Source organism: Helicobacter cetorum MIT 99-5656, assembly GCF_000259275.1.
Lineage (GTDB): Bacteria > Campylobacterota > Campylobacteria > Campylobacterales > Helicobacteraceae > Helicobacter > Helicobacter cetorum.
In genome coordinates this window covers 836590-851845 of sequence record NC_017735.1, presented here as the reverse complement: position 1 = coordinate 851845, position 15256 = coordinate 836590, and the positions used below count along the sequence as shown (strand labels likewise).

Annotated in this window: 28 protein-coding genes; 26 read left to right on the top strand and 2 right to left on the bottom strand. The window is 38.2% G+C overall.

Annotation, left to right across the window (positions count from 1 at the left end):
• The first annotated feature begins 55 nt into the window (after positions 1-55).
• Together fumC and HCD_RS04155 are read left to right on the top strand one after the other, a co-directional pair.
• Positions 56-1447, top strand: coding sequence for a class II fumarate hydratase (fumC, locus tag HCD_RS04160; protein ID WP_014659341.1), 1392 nt, complete (start codon positions 56-58; stop codon positions 1445-1447).
• A 57-nt stretch (positions 1448-1504) separates the two neighbouring features.
• A complete protein-coding gene (locus HCD_RS04155; protein ID WP_014659340.1) occupies positions 1505-2098 on the top strand; it encodes a ribonuclease HII in 594 nt (197 codons plus the stop codon).
• On the opposite strand, the gene HCD_RS04150 is transcribed toward HCD_RS04155, so the two are convergent.
• Both HCD_RS04150 and HCD_RS04145 read right to left on the bottom strand, forming a co-directional pair.
• On the bottom strand, positions 2072-2653 hold the full coding sequence (locus HCD_RS04150; RefSeq protein ID WP_014659339.1) for a flagellar biosynthesis repressor FlbT: 582 nt from the start codon (positions 2651-2653) through the stop codon (positions 2072-2074). The genes HCD_RS04155 and HCD_RS04150 overlap by 27 nt on opposite strands.
• 251 nt (positions 2654-2904) lie before the next feature.
• Positions 2905-3999 (bottom strand): ATP-binding protein, encoded by a 1095-nt coding sequence (locus HCD_RS04145; protein ID WP_014659338.1) that lies wholly within the window; start codon positions 3997-3999, stop codon positions 2905-2907.
• Between the two features lie 201 nt (positions 4000-4200).
• On the opposite strand from HCD_RS04145, the gene rpsJ reads away from it, so the two are divergent.
• The 24 genes from rpsJ to rpmJ all read left to right on the top strand — a co-directional run bounded on the left by rpsJ (position 4201) and on the right by rpmJ (position 15253).
• Positions 4201-4515, top strand: a complete 315-nt coding sequence (gene rpsJ, locus HCD_RS04140; RefSeq protein ID WP_014659337.1) for a 30S ribosomal protein S10 — start codon at positions 4201-4203, stop codon at positions 4513-4515.
• Positions 4516-4553: 38 nt separating this feature from the next.
• A complete protein-coding gene (gene rplC, locus HCD_RS04135) occupies positions 4554-5129 on the top strand; it encodes a 50S ribosomal protein L3 (protein WP_014659336.1) in 576 nt (191 codons plus the stop codon).
• A 35-nt stretch (positions 5130-5164) separates the two neighbouring features.
• Positions 5165-5812: a 50S ribosomal protein L4 gene (rplD, locus tag HCD_RS04130; protein ID WP_014659335.1), complete on the top strand. Its 648-nt coding sequence runs from the start codon at positions 5165-5167 to the stop codon at positions 5810-5812.
• 3 nt (positions 5813-5815) lie between these two features.
• Complete coding sequence (locus HCD_RS04125) at positions 5816-6097, top strand: 50S ribosomal protein L23 (protein WP_000763613.1); 282 nt, start codon at positions 5816-5818, stop codon at positions 6095-6097.
• 18 nt (positions 6098-6115) lie between these two features.
• Positions 6116-6946 (top strand): 50S ribosomal protein L2, encoded by an 831-nt coding sequence (gene rplB, locus HCD_RS04120; protein WP_014659334.1) that lies wholly within the window; start codon positions 6116-6118, stop codon positions 6944-6946.
• Between the two features lie 11 nt (positions 6947-6957).
• A complete protein-coding gene (gene rpsS, locus HCD_RS04115) occupies positions 6958-7239 on the top strand; it encodes a 30S ribosomal protein S19 (RefSeq protein ID WP_014659333.1) in 282 nt (93 codons plus the stop codon).
• Positions 7240-7248: 9 nt separating this feature from the next.
• Positions 7249-7617 carry a 50S ribosomal protein L22 gene (gene rplV, locus HCD_RS04110; RefSeq protein ID WP_014659332.1) on the top strand — a complete coding sequence of 123 codons (369 nt, stop codon included), beginning with the start codon at positions 7249-7251 and terminating at the stop codon, positions 7615-7617.
• Positions 7618-7620: 3 nt separating this feature from the next.
• Positions 7621-8325, top strand: coding sequence for a 30S ribosomal protein S3 (gene rpsC / locus HCD_RS04105; RefSeq protein WP_014659331.1), 705 nt, complete (start codon positions 7621-7623; stop codon positions 8323-8325).
• 2 nt (positions 8326-8327) lie between these two features.
• Entirely contained in the window at positions 8328-8753 is a 426-nt protein-coding gene (gene rplP / locus HCD_RS04100) for a 50S ribosomal protein L16 (protein ID WP_014659330.1), read from the top strand.
• Positions 8740-8937 (top strand): 50S ribosomal protein L29, encoded by a 198-nt coding sequence (gene rpmC / locus HCD_RS04095; protein WP_014659329.1) that lies wholly within the window; start codon positions 8740-8742, stop codon positions 8935-8937. The genes rplP and rpmC overlap by 14 nt, the downstream gene beginning before the upstream one ends.
• A gap of 18 nt (positions 8938-8955) precedes the next feature.
• On the top strand, positions 8956-9216 hold the full coding sequence (gene rpsQ, locus HCD_RS04090; RefSeq protein WP_014659328.1) for a 30S ribosomal protein S17: 261 nt from the start codon (positions 8956-8958) through the stop codon (positions 9214-9216).
• 3 nt (positions 9217-9219) lie between these two features.
• Positions 9220-9588: a 50S ribosomal protein L14 gene (gene rplN, locus HCD_RS04085; protein ID WP_014659327.1), complete on the top strand. Its 369-nt coding sequence runs from the start codon at positions 9220-9222 to the stop codon at positions 9586-9588.
• Complete coding sequence (gene rplX, locus HCD_RS04080) at positions 9588-9809, top strand: 50S ribosomal protein L24 (RefSeq protein WP_014659326.1); 222 nt, start codon at positions 9588-9590, stop codon at positions 9807-9809. The genes rplN and rplX overlap by 1 nt, the downstream gene beginning before the upstream one ends.
• A gap of 12 nt (positions 9810-9821) precedes the next feature.
• Complete coding sequence (gene rplE, locus HCD_RS04075) at positions 9822-10367, top strand: 50S ribosomal protein L5 (protein ID WP_014659325.1); 546 nt, start codon at positions 9822-9824, stop codon at positions 10365-10367.
• A 12-nt stretch (positions 10368-10379) separates the two neighbouring features.
• Positions 10380-10565: a type Z 30S ribosomal protein S14 gene (locus HCD_RS04070; RefSeq protein WP_014659324.1), complete on the top strand. Its 186-nt coding sequence runs from the start codon at positions 10380-10382 to the stop codon at positions 10563-10565.
• Positions 10566-10574: 9 nt separating this feature from the next.
• The gene (gene rpsH, locus HCD_RS04065; RefSeq protein ID WP_014659323.1) at positions 10575-10970 is read left to right on the top strand and encodes a 30S ribosomal protein S8; all 396 of its coding nucleotides are present in this window, start codon (positions 10575-10577) and stop codon (positions 10968-10970) included.
• A gap of 10 nt (positions 10971-10980) precedes the next feature.
• Positions 10981-11517 carry a 50S ribosomal protein L6 gene (rplF, locus tag HCD_RS04060; RefSeq protein ID WP_014659322.1) on the top strand — a complete coding sequence of 179 codons (537 nt, stop codon included), beginning with the start codon at positions 10981-10983 and terminating at the stop codon, positions 11515-11517.
• Positions 11518-11530: 13 nt separating this feature from the next.
• On the top strand, positions 11531-11887 hold the full coding sequence (gene rplR, locus HCD_RS04055; protein ID WP_014659321.1) for a 50S ribosomal protein L18: 357 nt from the start codon (positions 11531-11533) through the stop codon (positions 11885-11887).
• 14 nt (positions 11888-11901) lie between these two features.
• Positions 11902-12345: a 30S ribosomal protein S5 gene (gene rpsE, locus HCD_RS04050; protein WP_014659320.1), complete on the top strand. Its 444-nt coding sequence runs from the start codon at positions 11902-11904 to the stop codon at positions 12343-12345.
• 17 nt (positions 12346-12362) lie between these two features.
• Positions 12363-12764 (top strand): 50S ribosomal protein L15, encoded by a 402-nt coding sequence (gene rplO, locus HCD_RS04045; RefSeq protein ID WP_014659319.1) that lies wholly within the window; start codon positions 12363-12365, stop codon positions 12762-12764.
• A 55-nt stretch (positions 12765-12819) separates the two neighbouring features.
• Positions 12820-14082 (top strand): preprotein translocase subunit SecY, encoded by a 1263-nt coding sequence (gene secY, locus HCD_RS04040; protein WP_014659318.1) that lies wholly within the window; start codon positions 12820-12822, stop codon positions 14080-14082.
• The gene (gene map / locus HCD_RS04035; RefSeq protein WP_014659317.1) at positions 14082-14843 is read left to right on the top strand and encodes a type I methionyl aminopeptidase; all 762 of its coding nucleotides are present in this window, start codon (positions 14082-14084) and stop codon (positions 14841-14843) included. Before secY ends, map begins: the two co-directional genes overlap by 1 nt.
• The gene (gene infA, locus HCD_RS04030) at positions 14843-15061 is read left to right on the top strand and encodes a translation initiation factor IF-1 (RefSeq protein ID WP_014659316.1); all 219 of its coding nucleotides are present in this window, start codon (positions 14843-14845) and stop codon (positions 15059-15061) included. The genes map and infA overlap by 1 nt, the downstream gene beginning before the upstream one ends.
• 78 nt (positions 15062-15139) lie before the next feature.
• Positions 15140-15253, top strand: a complete 114-nt coding sequence (rpmJ, locus tag HCD_RS08940; RefSeq protein WP_000868339.1) for a 50S ribosomal protein L36 — start codon at positions 15140-15142, stop codon at positions 15251-15253.
• The last annotated feature ends 3 nt before the right edge of the window (positions 15254-15256 follow it).

Below are 15256 nucleotides of genomic sequence, written 5' to 3'. Positions count from 1 at the left end.
TAAGAGTTTATGCTATCTTGTTGTGGTTTTTACAAATCAAATTCAAAGGATTAGCATGCAATTTAGAATTGAACATGACACTATGGGCGAAGTCAAAGTAGATGACAGCAAGTATTGGGGGGCTCAAACGCAACGAAGTTTTGAAAACTTTAAAATCGGCACAGAGAAAATGCCAAAAGAATTAATCGGAGCGTTTGCAAAGCTTAAAAGAAGTCTAGCGGTAGTTAACCACAAGCTAGGAAAATTAAGCGAAGAAAAATCACAAGCCATTGTTAAAGCGTGTGAGTGTATTTTGAAAGGCGAATTGTGTGGCGAATTCCCACTAGCTATATGGCAAACGGGTTCTGGCACACAAACTAATATGAACTTAAATGAAGTCATAGCTAATAAAGCCACTGAGATTTTAGGGGGTAATTTTAGAGAGAAAAAACTCATTCACCCTAATGATGATGTAAATATGTCTCAAAGCTCAAACGACACTTTTCCAACAGCCATGCATATTGTGAGCGTGTTAGAAATCACCAATAAATTACTTCCTAGTTTAGAGAATTTATTAAAAACTTTCAAAGAAAAGAGCAAAGAATTTAAAGAGATTGTTAAAATTGGGCGCACGCATTTACAAGACGCTACGCCTTTGACTTTGGGGCAAGAATTTAGCGGTTATGTGAGCATGCTAGAGCATAACAAATCCCAGATTTTAGAGAGTTTGGAGCATTTAAGAGAATTAGCCATAGGTGGCACAGCGGTAGGCACGGGGCTAAACGCACATCTTGAGTTGAGTGAAAAAGTGGCTGAAGAGCTTACACAATTTACAGGTGTAAAATTTATCTCAGCTCCTAATAAATTCCACGCACTCACTAGCCATGACGCACTCACTTACGCCCATGGGGCTTTTAAGGCACTAGCTGCAAACTTAATGAAAATCGCTAATGATATTAGGTGGCTTGCTAGTGGGCCACGCTGTGGTTTGGGCGAATTGAATATCCCTGAAAATGAGCCAGGGAGTTCTATAATGCCTGGCAAAGTTAATCCTACACAATGTGAAGCCATGACTATGGTAGCCGTGCAAGTTATGGGTAATGACACTGCTATTGGTATTGCTGCTAGTCAAGGTAATTTTGAGTTGAATGTTTTTAAACCGGTGATTATTTATAATTTTTTGCAAAGCCTAAGGCTATTAGCAGATAGTATGGAGAGTTTTAATGCCCATTGTGCGAGCGGCATTGAACCTAATATTGAAAAGATAGATTATTACTTGCACCATTCTTTAATGCTAGTAACCGCTCTAAATCCGCATGTGGGCTATGAAAACGCCGCCAAAATTGCTAAAAACGCCCACAAAAAAGGCATTTCTTTAAAAGAAAGCGCTGTGGAGTTAAATCTATTGAGTGCGGAGGATTTTGATAAATTTGTTGTGCCTGAAAAAATGATAGGACCTAAGGCGTAGAGCAATAGGGGGGGGTTGGATTTTAATAATAAGTGATAGCAAAAGGTTTTAGTCAGAATGACCTTAGGCATTGATGAAGCAGGTAGGGGGTGTTTGGCCGGTTCGCTTTTTGTAGCTGGAGTGGTGTGCGAAGAAGAGATAGCGTTAGAATTTTTAAAAATGGGTGTCAAAGACAGCAAGAAACTCACTCAAAAGAAACGCTTTCTTTTAGAAGAAAAAATTAAATCGTGTGATGATGTGAAATTCTATATCGCTACAAAAAGTGCGGATGAAATTGATAGTTGGGGTTTAGGCGTGTGTCTAAAAAAATCCATGCAAGAAATTTTAGAAAATTTAAGTTCTTATGCTAAAGATATTTACATAGATGGCAATACGGCATTTGGTCTCAATCAAAAGTACCCTAACTTACAAACAATCATTAAAGGTGATGATAAAATCATTCAAATTTCTATGGCTTCTATTTTGGCAAAAGCTTCTAAAGATAGGGAAATGTTAGAATTGCACGCCTTGTTTAAAGAATACGGCTGGGATAAAAATTGTGGTTATGGGACTAAAAAGCATATAGAAGCGATAGCTAAGCTAGGAGCTACGCCCTTTCATCGGCGTAGCTTTGTGATTAAAAGCTTAGATGTTGAACAAAGTCTTGTTTAGCATCACGCTTACGGCTTTGGCGGTGCTGAAAGAAAGTTCTATGTCTTGCCCCTTAAAGTAGGCACCAAGCTCCTCGGGGGCAACGAAGGGGAATTGCACCATAATATACACACGACGGTTGGCTGTATCAACAAATTCTTTAGCTAAAATAGACTTAGACACCAAAAAATTAACAATTTTAAACAAGCTGTTAATGTTTCTGTCCTTAGGTTCTAGGATTGCATAAATATGTTCTCGCATTCTCTTAGCGATTAAAATGGCCTCTAAAGAGCTGTAGGCGTTTAACTTGGCTCTTACAAGGGCGATTCTCTCGGCGTTTTTAACGGGAGGTAGCTTATTGTCATGGGAGATGAAACTAGCGTAGAAATCGTGCCTGTCATCATTTATTAAGGCTGAACCTACATATTGGTTGCGAGGATTATCTAGTTCAAAGAGATTGAGTTTGAGCCAGTGGGGATAGTTTGCGATGTCTCGCATTTTTTCAGCGTTCGCACTATGACTTAAAAGTCCTAAAAACAAAAAAGCATATAAGCTTAAGGTTTTTAATATTTTCATGATAAATTCCTTTCAAATACAGAAAATATTTCCACTTTTGCCGATATAGTAAGTGATACTTGTATTTCTATTCTCACAAACCGCTAAAAGTGGAAGCCAAAGTTTATAGAGAGTTAGCTTAAATTAAAATAAAATAATTTAATAATATAAAAAATTTAGTAGTAATAATTTAATATAGATATAGATATAGATATAGATATAGATATAGATATAGATATAGATATAGATATAGATATAGATATAGATATAGATTATATCAAAATGGATTTAACATTCAAAGAAAAATCAATAAAATTAAGGTGTTTGTAAGAGTCATTAGCCACTACAGGTAAAGTATGGGCGTTGATAGAAACGACAATGATTTTTGAAAATCCATGCTGATTGCACCATGCAAGCTGTTTTTCTAAAAAGCTTTGCGTAGGGAAAGCATGGGCGATGAGAGCGAGTTTCTTTGTAGCGTTTTCACACAATATAAAGATTCCGTTATCATGGGAGTGAATTGTATGAGTGGGGAGCTGTTTGTAAAGCTCTAAAAAAACCATGTTTTCAAAAATGCTTAAAAGCGATGGGCTAGAAGTCAAGCTATAGGGCAAAGCGAAATCGCATAAATACAATTTGGTTTTATTGCTTTCAAAACTATTGACTAAAAAAATGGTGTGTTGTTTTTCTAGTGTGTGTAAAAATTTGTAAAGGGTGTCTTTAGAGATTTTAAGTTCTTTTTTGAATTGCGTATAGAGATAAAAGGCACTGACAAACCGAGCTTGGTAAGCACATATTTTAGCCATTAGGGGGGCATAGGTTTGAAATACCAGTTTAATATTCTTTTGTTTTTTGAGAATTTTTTCTTTTTCATTTTCAGAAAAAAGTAAATCCAAAGAGTTGCCGTCTCTTAAAAAGCGGTTAAAGAGAGTGTTTTTAGGAATATTAGATTTGAAAAAAACGCCATATTCTTTGAAGCTCAGCCCCAGCGTGTAACATGGGCTAAAATCTTGTGGCACTATGGGGCTTAAATGGCTGGGAATGAGAATGATTTTAGGAAGTTTTGGTAGGCTAAAATCTAATGGCTCTACATTGTCTAAAATAAGTAAGTCCATTTTCTTTTCTAAATGCCATTTTAATAGCCATGAGCTGAGAATATCTTTATTTAAACGCATATCATCATAATCTATGTATACAGGGTTTTTAAAGCTTTTAGCTAGTTTGAGAGCAAACGAAGTTTTGCCGGATTTTATAGGACCTAAAAGACAGATTTTATCGCTCAAATGAGAATCTAAAAGCGGATTGTTTAAGTTAGGTTCATTAGGGGTTTCAAAAGGTCCAAAAGGGTGCAAGCAAGAAAGGGGCATAAAACTTCCTTTTAACTAGATTGAATTTCAAAAGCATGCCATATTTCCTTATAAAAAGGAAGTAAAAATCCCCAAAAAGTGCCTAAAAATCGCAAAAATTATTGACTAAACTACGCATTTTTAGTAGTATTTTAGTTTTTATTTTATTGTTTTGTTCGGTTCTACAAGTGAATGAAACGAGTTCTTTTAGGAGAGTTTTTTATGGAAAAAATCAGGTTGAAGCTCAAAGCTTATGACCATAGGGTGTTGGACCGCTCCGTTGTGGCTATTGTGGAAGCAGTAAAGCGTTCAGGTTCTGAAATTAGAGGGCCTATTCCTTTACCGACTAAGAACAAGCGTTACACCGTTTTACGCTCTCCACACATCAACAAGGATTCAAGAGAGCAGTTTGAGATTAGGGTTTATAGCCGATTGATTGATATTATTTCGGCCACCCCAGAAACCGTAGATAGCTTGATGAAGTTAGACTTAGCTCCAGAAGTAGATGTAGAAGTTACTTCTATGGAAACTAAGTAGTTTGAACGCATTGAGACTAATAAAATAAGGGTTAGAATATGGAATTTTTAGTTCAAAAGATAGGCATGAGCCGCACCATTGATGCTAACAGCACGCCTGTAACTTTGCTTAAAGTTTTACAAGCTAAGGTGTGCCAGCTAGAAAATGGAAAAGCTTTAGTAGCCTATGCGATGCATAAGAAACATAATAAGGCGATTGAGGGTCAGCAAAAGAAATACCAGCTCAGCAAAGAGTTTAACCACTTCGCTACCTTAAAAGCAACTCATCAGCAAGAGCTTGGCGACTTAGATGTAAGCGTTTTGGAAACACTTAAGAGAGTTAAGGCGAGCTTTAAGACTAAGGGGCGAGGTTTTGCAGGGGTCATGAAGCGTTGGAATTTCCAAGGTGGTCCTGCAGCTCATGGTAGCCGTTTCCATCGCCGCCCCGGTTCTATCGGTAATAGAGAATGGCCAGGAAGAGTGCAAAAGGGTAGGAAAATGGCAGGGCATTATGGCAATGAGCTAGTAACTTGTCAAAACGAGGTTGTTTCTTTTGATAAAGAAAGCATGGTATTAGTGCTAAAGGGTTCAGTAGCCGGTTTTTCTGGTGCTTATGGACGCATTAGAGCGTTATAAAACCATAATTGAATATATAATATAAAGGGTTTGATATGAGTAAGGCCATCGTTTTAGACAGCCATTTGAAAGAAAAGGGTAATGTTGAATTACCTAAAAGATATGAGAATATCAACAGCCATAATCTCTATCTATATGTAAAGCACTATTTATCTTCTATGCGTGCAAATACCGCTAAGAGTAAAAACCGCTCTGAGGTCAGCGGAGGTGGTAGAAAGCCTTGGGCACAAAAAGGGGGCGGAAGAGCTAGAGCAGGAAGTATCACTTCGCCTGTATTTGTAGGCGGGGGTGTATCTCATGGGGCTACAAATAACCGCAATTACAATCTTAAAATCAACAAGAAACAAAAGCGTCTAGCTTTGGAATACGCTTTAGAAGAAAAAGCACAAGCTAACAAGCTTTTTCTTGTGGAAAAAATCGCTATAGAAGGCGTGGTTGAAGATAATAAAAGAAAACATTTAACTAAAGAAGCTAGCAAAATGTTTCAAGCTTTAGAGCAGCGAGATACTTTATTTGTGTGCATGAATATGGACGAATACACTGAGTTAGCTTTTAGTAACCTTAAGAAGTGTCTTATTATTGATGTTTGCGAGTTAAATGCTTATCTTTTAGCGGCGTTTAGCTCTGTGGTTATGGAAGAAGCAGCTTTTCAGCATGTTGTGCAAGATAAGACAGAGGAGTAAAAAATGGCAGACATCATGGATATAAAGTCAATTCTTTACACTGAAAAGTCATTAGGATTGCAAGAAAAAGGTGTTTTAGTAGTTCAAACAGCTCAAAATGTTACTAAAAACCAACTCAAGGAAGTGTTTAAAACTTACTTTGGCTTTGAGCCTTTAAAAATCAATTCTTTGAAGCAAGAGGGTAAAGTCAAGCGTTTTAGAGGCAAGCTTGGGCAAAGAAAGTCGTTTAAGAAATTTTATGTGAAAGTTCCAGAGGGCGCCAGCATTGCCGCCCTTGGCGCTTAGTAGAAAGGAGAAAGTGCTATGGCGATTAAAACTTATAAGCCCTACACACCAAGCAGACGCTTTATGTCTGTATTGGATTCTAAAGACATTACAGCAAAAAGTAGTGTTAGAGGCTTACTAACTAAGCTTAAAGCAACAGCGGGTAGAAACAATAATGGGCGCATTACTAGCCGCCATAAAGAGCGTGGGGCTAAAAAACTCTACCGCATTATTGATTTTAAACGCAATAAATACAATATTGAGGGAAAAGTTTCTGCGATTGAATACGACCCTTATAGAAATTCACGCATCGCATTGGTAGTTTATCCTGATGGGGATAAGCGCTACATTTTACAGCCAAGTGGACTAAAGGTAGGGGATAGCATTATTGCTGCTGAAGGCGGCTTAGATATTAAAGTAGGCTTTGCAATGAAGCTGAAAAATATTCCTATTGGAACCGTGGTGCATAATATTGAAATGCATCCTGGAGCTGGTGGACAGCTAGCAAGAAGTGCGGGCATGAGTGCTCAAATTATGGGTAGAGAAAGCAAATACACTATTCTCAGAATGCCAAGTTCTGAAATGCGTTATATTTTGAGTGAGTGCATGGCGACTATTGGCGTGGTAGGGAATGAGGATTTTATCAATGTTTCTATTGGTAAGGCAGGGCGTAACCGCCATAGAGGGATTCGCCCACAAACTCGTGGTAGTGCGATGAACCCAGTAGATCACCCGCATGGTGGTGGTGAAGGTAAAACAGGGACGAGCGGTCATCCTGTATCGCCTTGGGGTATTCCAGCTAAGGGCTATAAGACTAGAAGAAAAAAAGCTAGTGATAAGCTCATCATTTCTAGAAAGAAACATAAATAAAGGGTTAAAGAATGGCTAGGTCAATTAAGAAAGGTCCTTTTATAGACGACCACTTGATGAAGAAAACGCTTAAGGCAAAAGAGGGCAAGGATAATCGTCCTATTAAAACATGGTCTAGAAGAAGCACCATTTTGCCTGAGATGATTGGTTTTACCTATAATGTGCATAACGGAAGAGTCTTTGTTCCTGTATATATCACAGAAAACCATGTGGGTTACAAGCTGGGAGAATTTGCTCCTACAAGAACCTTTAAGGGACACAAGGGCAGTGTCCAAAAAAAGATTGGTAAGTAAGGGGAAGAAATGAGCAAAGCGTTATTAAGATTTGTGCGGTTATCTCCTACTAAAGCAAGATTGATTGCAAGACAAATTCAGGGCATGAATGCAGAATTAGCGATTGCTAGTTTAGAATTTACGCCTAATAAGGCCGCTAGAGTGCTTTCAAAGGTGGTTGCTTCTGCAATAGCTAATGGCTCTTTAGATGCTAAGAGTGCTATGATTGTTTCTTGTAGAGTGGATGCAGGTCCTGTGCTTAGACGCTCCATGCCAAGAGCTAAGGGTAGAGCCACAGCAATTAGAAAACCAACATCTCATGTATTGGTAGAAGTAGCAGAAGGGAAAGAAATGAAATCTTCTAAAAGCCACAAAAAAAATAAAGCAGAAGGTAAGTAGGGCATGGGACAAAAAGTTAATCCGATAGGTTTAAGATTAGGTATTAATAGGAATTGGACTTCTAGATGGTTTCCTAACGCTCGCACAGCTCCAAGCAATATTGATGAAGACAACAAGATTAGAAAATTTCTTAAAAAAGAGCTTTATTATGCGGGTGTGAGCGAAATTGTGATTGAAAGAGCGGCTAAAAAATTGCGTGTTACGGTGGTTGCGGCTCGTCCGGGGCTTATCATCGGAAAAAAAGGCGTGGATATTGAAAAAGTCAAAGAAGGCTTAAAAAAGCTCATTAAAAAAGAAGTTTCTATTAATATTAAAGAAGTCAAACGCCCACAAGCTAATGCTCAATTAGCAGCAGAAAATGTAGCGACTCAATTAGAAAAAAGGGTGGCTTTCCGCCGTGCGATGAAAAAGGTTATGCAAGGGGCATTAAAATCTGGTGCTAAAGGTGTTAAAGTGCGTGTTTCTGGTCGTTTAGCAGGGGCTGAAATCGCTCGCACAGAATGGTATATGGAAGGACGCGTGCCATTACATACTTTAAGGGCTAAGATTGATTATGGCTTTGCAGAAGCGATGACTGTATATGGTATTATTGGCGTAAAAGTATGGATTTTCAAAGGGGAAGTTTTACAAAAAGGCATTCAATTTGAAAAGAAAGAAGATGCTAGAGAAGAAAGAGAGCCTAGAAGAAGTAGAAGAGGGAGGCAATAATTATGTTAATGCCAAAAAGAACAAAATATAGAAAGCAAATGAAAGGACGCAATCGTGGTAAGGCCTATCGTGGCAATTCCATTGCGTTTGGAGATATTGCGATTAAAGCTATAGAGCATGGGCGCATTGACTCAAGACAAATTGAATCTGCAAGGGTGGCTATGACCAGACACATTAAAAGAGCGGGCAAGGTATGGATTAGGGTATTCCCAGACAAGCCTTTAACTGCTAAACCTTTAGAGACCAGAATGGGTAAAGGTAAGGGTTCTGTAGAAAAATGGGTGATGAATATTAAGCCCGGTAGAATCGTTTATGAAATGTTAGGTATTGAAGAAGGACTAGCTAGAGAAGCTTTAGCATTAGCTCAGAGTAAACTTCCTTTTAAAACTAAAATTGTAACTTGTGAGAGCGAAAATGAAATATACTGAGTTGAAAGATAAGAGTATTACGGAATTAAAAGAATTGTTGCATGCTAAGAAAGCAGAACTTTTTGAGTTACGCATTAAGCTAAAGGCTATGCAATTGAGTAATCCTAATGAGATTAAGAAAGCTAGAAGAAATATTGCTCGCATTAATACCGCCATTAATGCACATCATTCTTCAAATGTTTAGTAAAAAAGGGTAGAAGTTATGAATACTAAAGAGCCACATAAAAGGCTAGTGCAAGGCAAGGTTATCAGCAAGTCAGCTGAGAGAAGTGCCGTTATTCTTGTAGAAAGAAAAGTGGTGCATGAAAAATACCGAAAGATTGTTAAGAAGTTTAAGAAATACACTATCCATGACCAAGACAATCAAGTGAAAGTAGGGGATTTTGTGAGTGCGATTGAGTGCAAACCGATTTCTAAAACTAAGTCTTTTACGCTCAAAGAAATTTTAGTAGTGGGAGTATAAGGCATGATACAAAGTTTTACAAGATTAAGCGTAGCAGACAATAGCGGTGCTAAAGAAATCATGTGTATTAAGGTATTAGGTGGGAGTCATAAGCGTTATGCGAGCGTAGGTAGCGTGATTGTAGCTTCTGTGAAGAAGGCTATTCCTAATGGCAAGGTTAAGCGTGGTCAGGTGGTAAAAGCAGTTATTGTTAGAACTAAGAAAGAAATTCAAAGAAAAAATGGTTCTTTGGTGCGTTTTGATGATAATGCAGCTGTTATCTTAGATGCTAAAAAAGACCCTATTGGCACAAGGATTTTTGGACCAGTGAGCAGAGAAGTGCGTTATGCTAATTTTATGAAAATTATTTCTCTAGCACCGGAGGTTTTATAATGAAATGCAAGATTAAAAAGAATGACATGGTTAAAATCATTGCAGGAGACGATAAAGGTAAGGTTGCTAAGGTTTTAGCGGTATTTCCTAAGACTTCTGAAGTGATTGTAGAAGGGTGTAAGGTGGTGAAAAAAGCGATTAAGCCTACTGATGATAACCCTAAAGGGGGCTTTATCCAAAAAGAAAAGCCTATGCACATTTCTAATGTGAAGAAAGCATAAGGAGTTAGATGCATGTTTGGTTTGAAACAATTTTATCAAGATGAAGTGAGAGCAAAACTCGCTCAAGAATTAGACATAAAAAATCCTATGCTTTTACCTAAGCTAGAAAAAATCGTTATTAGTGTGGGTGCTGGGTCGCATTCAAAAGATATGAAAATCATGCAAAATATCGCACAAACGATTTCTTTGATTGCAGGGCAAAAAGCCGTTATCACTAAGGCGAAAAAATCTGTTGCAGGGTTTAAGATTAGAGAAGGTATGGCTGTAGGTGCGAAGGTTACTTTAAGAAATAAGCGCATGTATAATTTCTTAGAAAAGCTTATTGTGATTTCTTTACCCAGAGTGAAAGACTTTAGAGGGATTTCACGAAATGGTTTTGATGGGCGTGGGAACTATACCTTTGGTATCAATGAGCAATTGATTTTTCCAGAAGTGGTTTATGATGATATTATGGTAAGTCATGGAATGAATATCACTATGGTAACTTCTACAGACAGCGACAAAGAAGCGTTCAAGTTATTAGAGTTGCTTGGATTGCCTTTTGCAAAAGTAAGATAAGGGATTAAGAATATGGCTAAAAAATCAATGATAGCAAAGGCTCAGAGAAAACCAAAATTTGAGGTAAGAGCCTACACTAGATGCAGGATTTGTGGCAGACCGCATTCTGTTTATAGAGATTTTGGACTTTGTAGAGTATGCCTTAGAAAGATGGGCAATGAGGGGCTAATCCCGGGCTTAAGAAAGGCTAGTTGGTAAGGATAAGATATGGTAAATGATATAATTGCAGACTCATTAACTCGTTTGAGAAACGCTTCTATGCGTCGCTTAGAAGTTACACAGCTTTATTATGCAAAGATTGTGGTTTCTATTTTAGAAATTTTTAAAGAAAAAGGTTTTATTAAAGACTTTAATATTAAAGATAAATACAAGAAGCAATCTATTTATGTGCAATTAGCTTATGATGAAAAAGGGCATTCAAAGATTAGCGAAGTGAAGCGTTTGAGTAAGCCCGGTCGTCGTGTGTATAAGCAAAAGAGTGAGTTAAAACGCTTTAAAAATGGTTATGGCGTGATTGTGGTAAGCACTTCTAAGGGCGTGATTACTAACGAAGAAGCTTACAGACAAAATGTCGGTGGCGAAGTGCTTTGTAGCATTTGGTAAAGGATAAGAGATGTCAAGAATTGGAAAAAGAATCATTGAAATTCCAAGCTCTGTGCAAGCGAGCGTTGAAGGAAGCAAGCTTCTTTTTAAAAACAGCAAGGAAAAGCAAGAATTAGAAACTCATAACAGAGTGAAGATTGTGCTTGAAAACAATCAACTAAGCTTTCAGCCTGTAGGCGAAGACGCACAATCTAGGGCTTATTGGGGAACTTATGGGGCTTTAGCGAATAATATTGTTATTGGATTAAGCACCGGTTTTTCTAAGACTTTGGAAGTGAATGGCGTGGGTTACAAGGTAGCTTTAAGTAATAAAACTTTGGATTTAAGCTTAGGTTTTAGCCACCCTGTTAAATATCCTATTCCAGAAGGGATTGAAATGGTGGTAGAAAAGAACACTATCACTATCAAGGGAAGCGATAAGCAAAAAGTAGGGCAAGTTGCCGCTGAGATTAGAAGCTTTAGACCCCCAGAGCCATACAAGGGCAAGGGTGTGAAATATAGCGATGAAGTCATTATTAGAAAAGCTGGTAAAACAGCTAAAAAATAGGTAAGGTGAAGTGATGAACGCGAAAGCATTATATAAAAAGAAAGCCTTAAGAGAGCGTAGGAAGTTAAGAATTAAGAGCAAGCTCTTTGGCGATGCGTTAAGACCAAGAGTGAGCGTTTTTCGTTCAAATCGCTACTTCTATGCTCAAGCGATTGATGATGCTAAACAAAGCACGATAGCACACATTGATGGCAGAAAAATGGGCTTTAAGAACACGCAAGAAGATGCTAAAAAATTAGGCACTCTCTTTGCTGAAGAGCTAAAAAAAGCGGGGATTGAGCGAGCAGTTTATGATAGGAATGGCTATCTCTATCATGGTGTGGTAGCGGCGTTTGCTGAAAGCTTGAGAGAGAATGGAATCGCTCTATGACAGAAAGGAAAGGTATGGAAGAGATTAATAGAGAAGAGTTTCAAGAAGTCGTTGTTAATATTGGTCGTGTAACCAAAGTGGTTAAGGGTGGTAGAAGATTTCGTTTCAACGCTTTGGTGGTTGTAGGCAATAAGAATGGGCTTGTAGGGTTTGGTTTGGGTAAGGCTAAAGAAGTTCCTGATGCCATTAAAAAAGCGGTAGATGATGCGTTTAAAAACCTTATTCATGTAACTATCAAGGGAACAACCATCGCCCACGATATTGAGCACAAATACAATGCGAGTCGTATTTTATTGAAACCTGCAAGTGAAGGAACAGGAGTTATTGCTGGTGGTTCAACACGCCCTATTATTGAATTGGCAGGCATTAAGGATATCCTAACCAAGTCTTTAGGCTCAAATAACCCCTATAATGTTGTGCGTGCGACTTTTGACGCTCTAGCTAAAATCAAGGCATAGTTGAGAAGGATTATTCAATGGGATTAGAAAATTTAAAACCCGCTAAAGGTAGCGTTAAAAAAATCAAACGCGTGGGTCGTGGTCAAGGAAGCGGTATGGGAAAGACCGCCACAAGGGGTGGTAAAGGTCAAACAGCAAGAACCGGTTATAAAGCTAAAAGAGGTTTTGAAGGCGGACAGCAGCCTTTACAACGCCGTTTACCTAAAGTAGGTTTTAGGACTAAGGATTCTTACATCTACTCTATCAATGTAGAAAAATGTGAAGCGATTAAGAGTTTAGAAGAAATCACTTTTTCAAGTTTGCGTTCAATCCATCATTTTCCCCTTTATATTGAAGGCGTGAAGTTAATCGGTAAGGATGCAAAAACACTAGCTTCTAAAATTAAAGATGAGAGAATTAAAACAAGCGGGCAGAAGTAATGCTTCAGCCTTACCAGCTTAATTTGAAATTAGAGAAATAAGGATAAGTAAGATTATGAATAAAGCCATTGCTAGTAAGATACTCATCACTTTAGGTTTTTTATTTCTCTACAGAGTATTAGCTTATATTCCCATTCCCGGCGTAGATTTGGCAGCGATTAAGGCCTTTTTTGACAGCAATTCAAATAATGCCTTGGGGCTGTTTAACATGTTTAGTGGCAATGCGGTTTCTCGCTTGAGTATTATTTCTTTGGGTATTATGCCCTACATCACTTCTTCCATTATTATGGAGCTTTTGAGTGCCACCTTTCCTAACTTGGCTAAAATGAAGAAAGAGCGAGATGGCATGCAAAAATACATGCAAATTGTTCGCTATCTAACCATTTTAATCACTTTGATACAAGCAGTGAGTGTTTCAGTTGGCTTGAGAAGCATTAGCGGTGGAGCGAATGGGGCTATCATGATTGATATGCAAGTCTTTATAGTGGTTTCAGCGTTTTCTATGCTTACAGGAACGATGTTGCTTATGTGGATAGGAGAGCAAATCACACAACGAGGCGTGGGTAATGGAATCAGTCTCATTATTTTTGCGGGGATTGTTTCAGGGATTCCGGCGGCGATTTCAGGTACATTTAACCTTGTCAATACCGGCGTTATCAATATCTTAATGCTGATTGGTATTGTGCTGATTATTTTAGCAACCGTGTTTGTTATCATCTATGTGGAGTTAGCAGAGCGAAGGATTCCTATTTCTTATGCACGCAAAGTGGTTATGCAAAATCAAAATAAGCGCATCATGAACTACATTCCCATTAAGTTAAATTTAAGCGGAGTGATTCCGCCGATTTTTGCTTCAGCGTTACTGGTATTTCCTTCTACTATTTTACAGCAAGCCACAAGTAATAAAACCTTGCAAGCTATTGCGGATTTTTTAAGTCCGCAAGGGTATGCATATAATATTTTAATGTTCTTGCTCATTATATTCTTTGCTTATTTTTACTCTTCTATTGTGTTTAATTCTAAAGATATTGCGGACAATTTGAGGCGTAATGGCGGGTATATTCCGGGACTTAGACCTGGAGAGGGAACTTCATCGTTTTTAAATTCTGTAGCCAGTAAGCTCACTTTATGGGGTTCATTGTATTTGGCATTAATCTCTACTGTGCCTTGGATTTTAGTGAAGGCTATGGGTGTGCCATTTTATTTTGGAGGCACCGCAGTGTTGATTGTGGTTCAAGTTGCAATTGATACCATGAAGAAGATTGAGGCACAGGTTTATATGAGTAAGTATAAGACTCTGAGTGCGGTAGGCTTTTAATGGCAATTTCTATTAAAAGCCCCAAAGAAATCAAAGCTCTAAGAAAAGCCGGAGAACTTACCGCTAAAACCTTAGCTTTTTTGGAGCAAGAAGTAAAACCCGGTGTTTCACTTTTAGAGTTAGATAAAATGGCTGAAGAGTTCATCAAATCTTTTGGAGCTAGACCCGCCTTTAAGGGGTTATATGGATTTCCTAATTCTGTATGCATGTCGTTGAATGCGGTTGTAATTCATGGTATTCCTACTGATTATGTTTTACAAGAGGGCGATATTATAGGTTTGGATTTGGGGGTGGAGATTGATGGCTATTATGGCGATGCGGCCGTTACACTTCCTGTAGGTGCGATAAGCTCACAAGATGAGAAATTGCTCGCTTGCTCTAAGGATACCCTAATGCACGCCATTAGTTTGATTGAAGTGGGCATGCATTTTAAAGAGTTGAGCCAAATTTTAGAGGGTGCTATTGTAGGAAGGGGTTTTGTGCCTTTGAAAGGGTTTTGTGGACATGGCATTGGTAGAAAACCCCATGAAGAACCTGAAATTCCTAACTACCTAGAAAAGGGTGTGAAGCCAAGTAGTGGTCCTAAAATCAAAGAAGGCATGGTATTTTGTTTAGAGCCTATGGTGTGTCAAAAACAGGGTGAGCCTAAAATACTAGAGGACAAGTGGAGCGTGGTTTCAGTAGATGGACTCAATACGAGCCATCATGAGCATACTATCGCAATTATTGACAATAAAGCAGTGATTCTTACGGAGCATTAATGGCAAGAGATGATGTTATAGAAGTTGATGGAAAAGTGATTGAGGCGTTGCCTAACGCTACTTTCAAGGTGGAGTTAGACAACAAGCATGTAGTGCTGTGCAGGATTTCTGGAAAGATGCGTATGCACTATATTCGGATTTCTTTAGGTGATAGGGTCAAGCTAGAGCTTACGCCCTATAGTTTAGACAAAGGTCGGATAACTTTTAGATACAAGTGAATTTAAGAGTTATTTCAATTAAAATATGTTAGTATAAAAGTTTTTAGTAGTGCCTAATTATTTCAAAGGAGCGAAATTATGAAAGTCAGGCCATCAGTGAAGAAGATGTGCGATAAGTGCAAAATTATTAAGAGAAGGGGCGTTATCAGAGTTATCTGTGCTACCCCTAAACACAAACAAAGACAAGGATAAAGC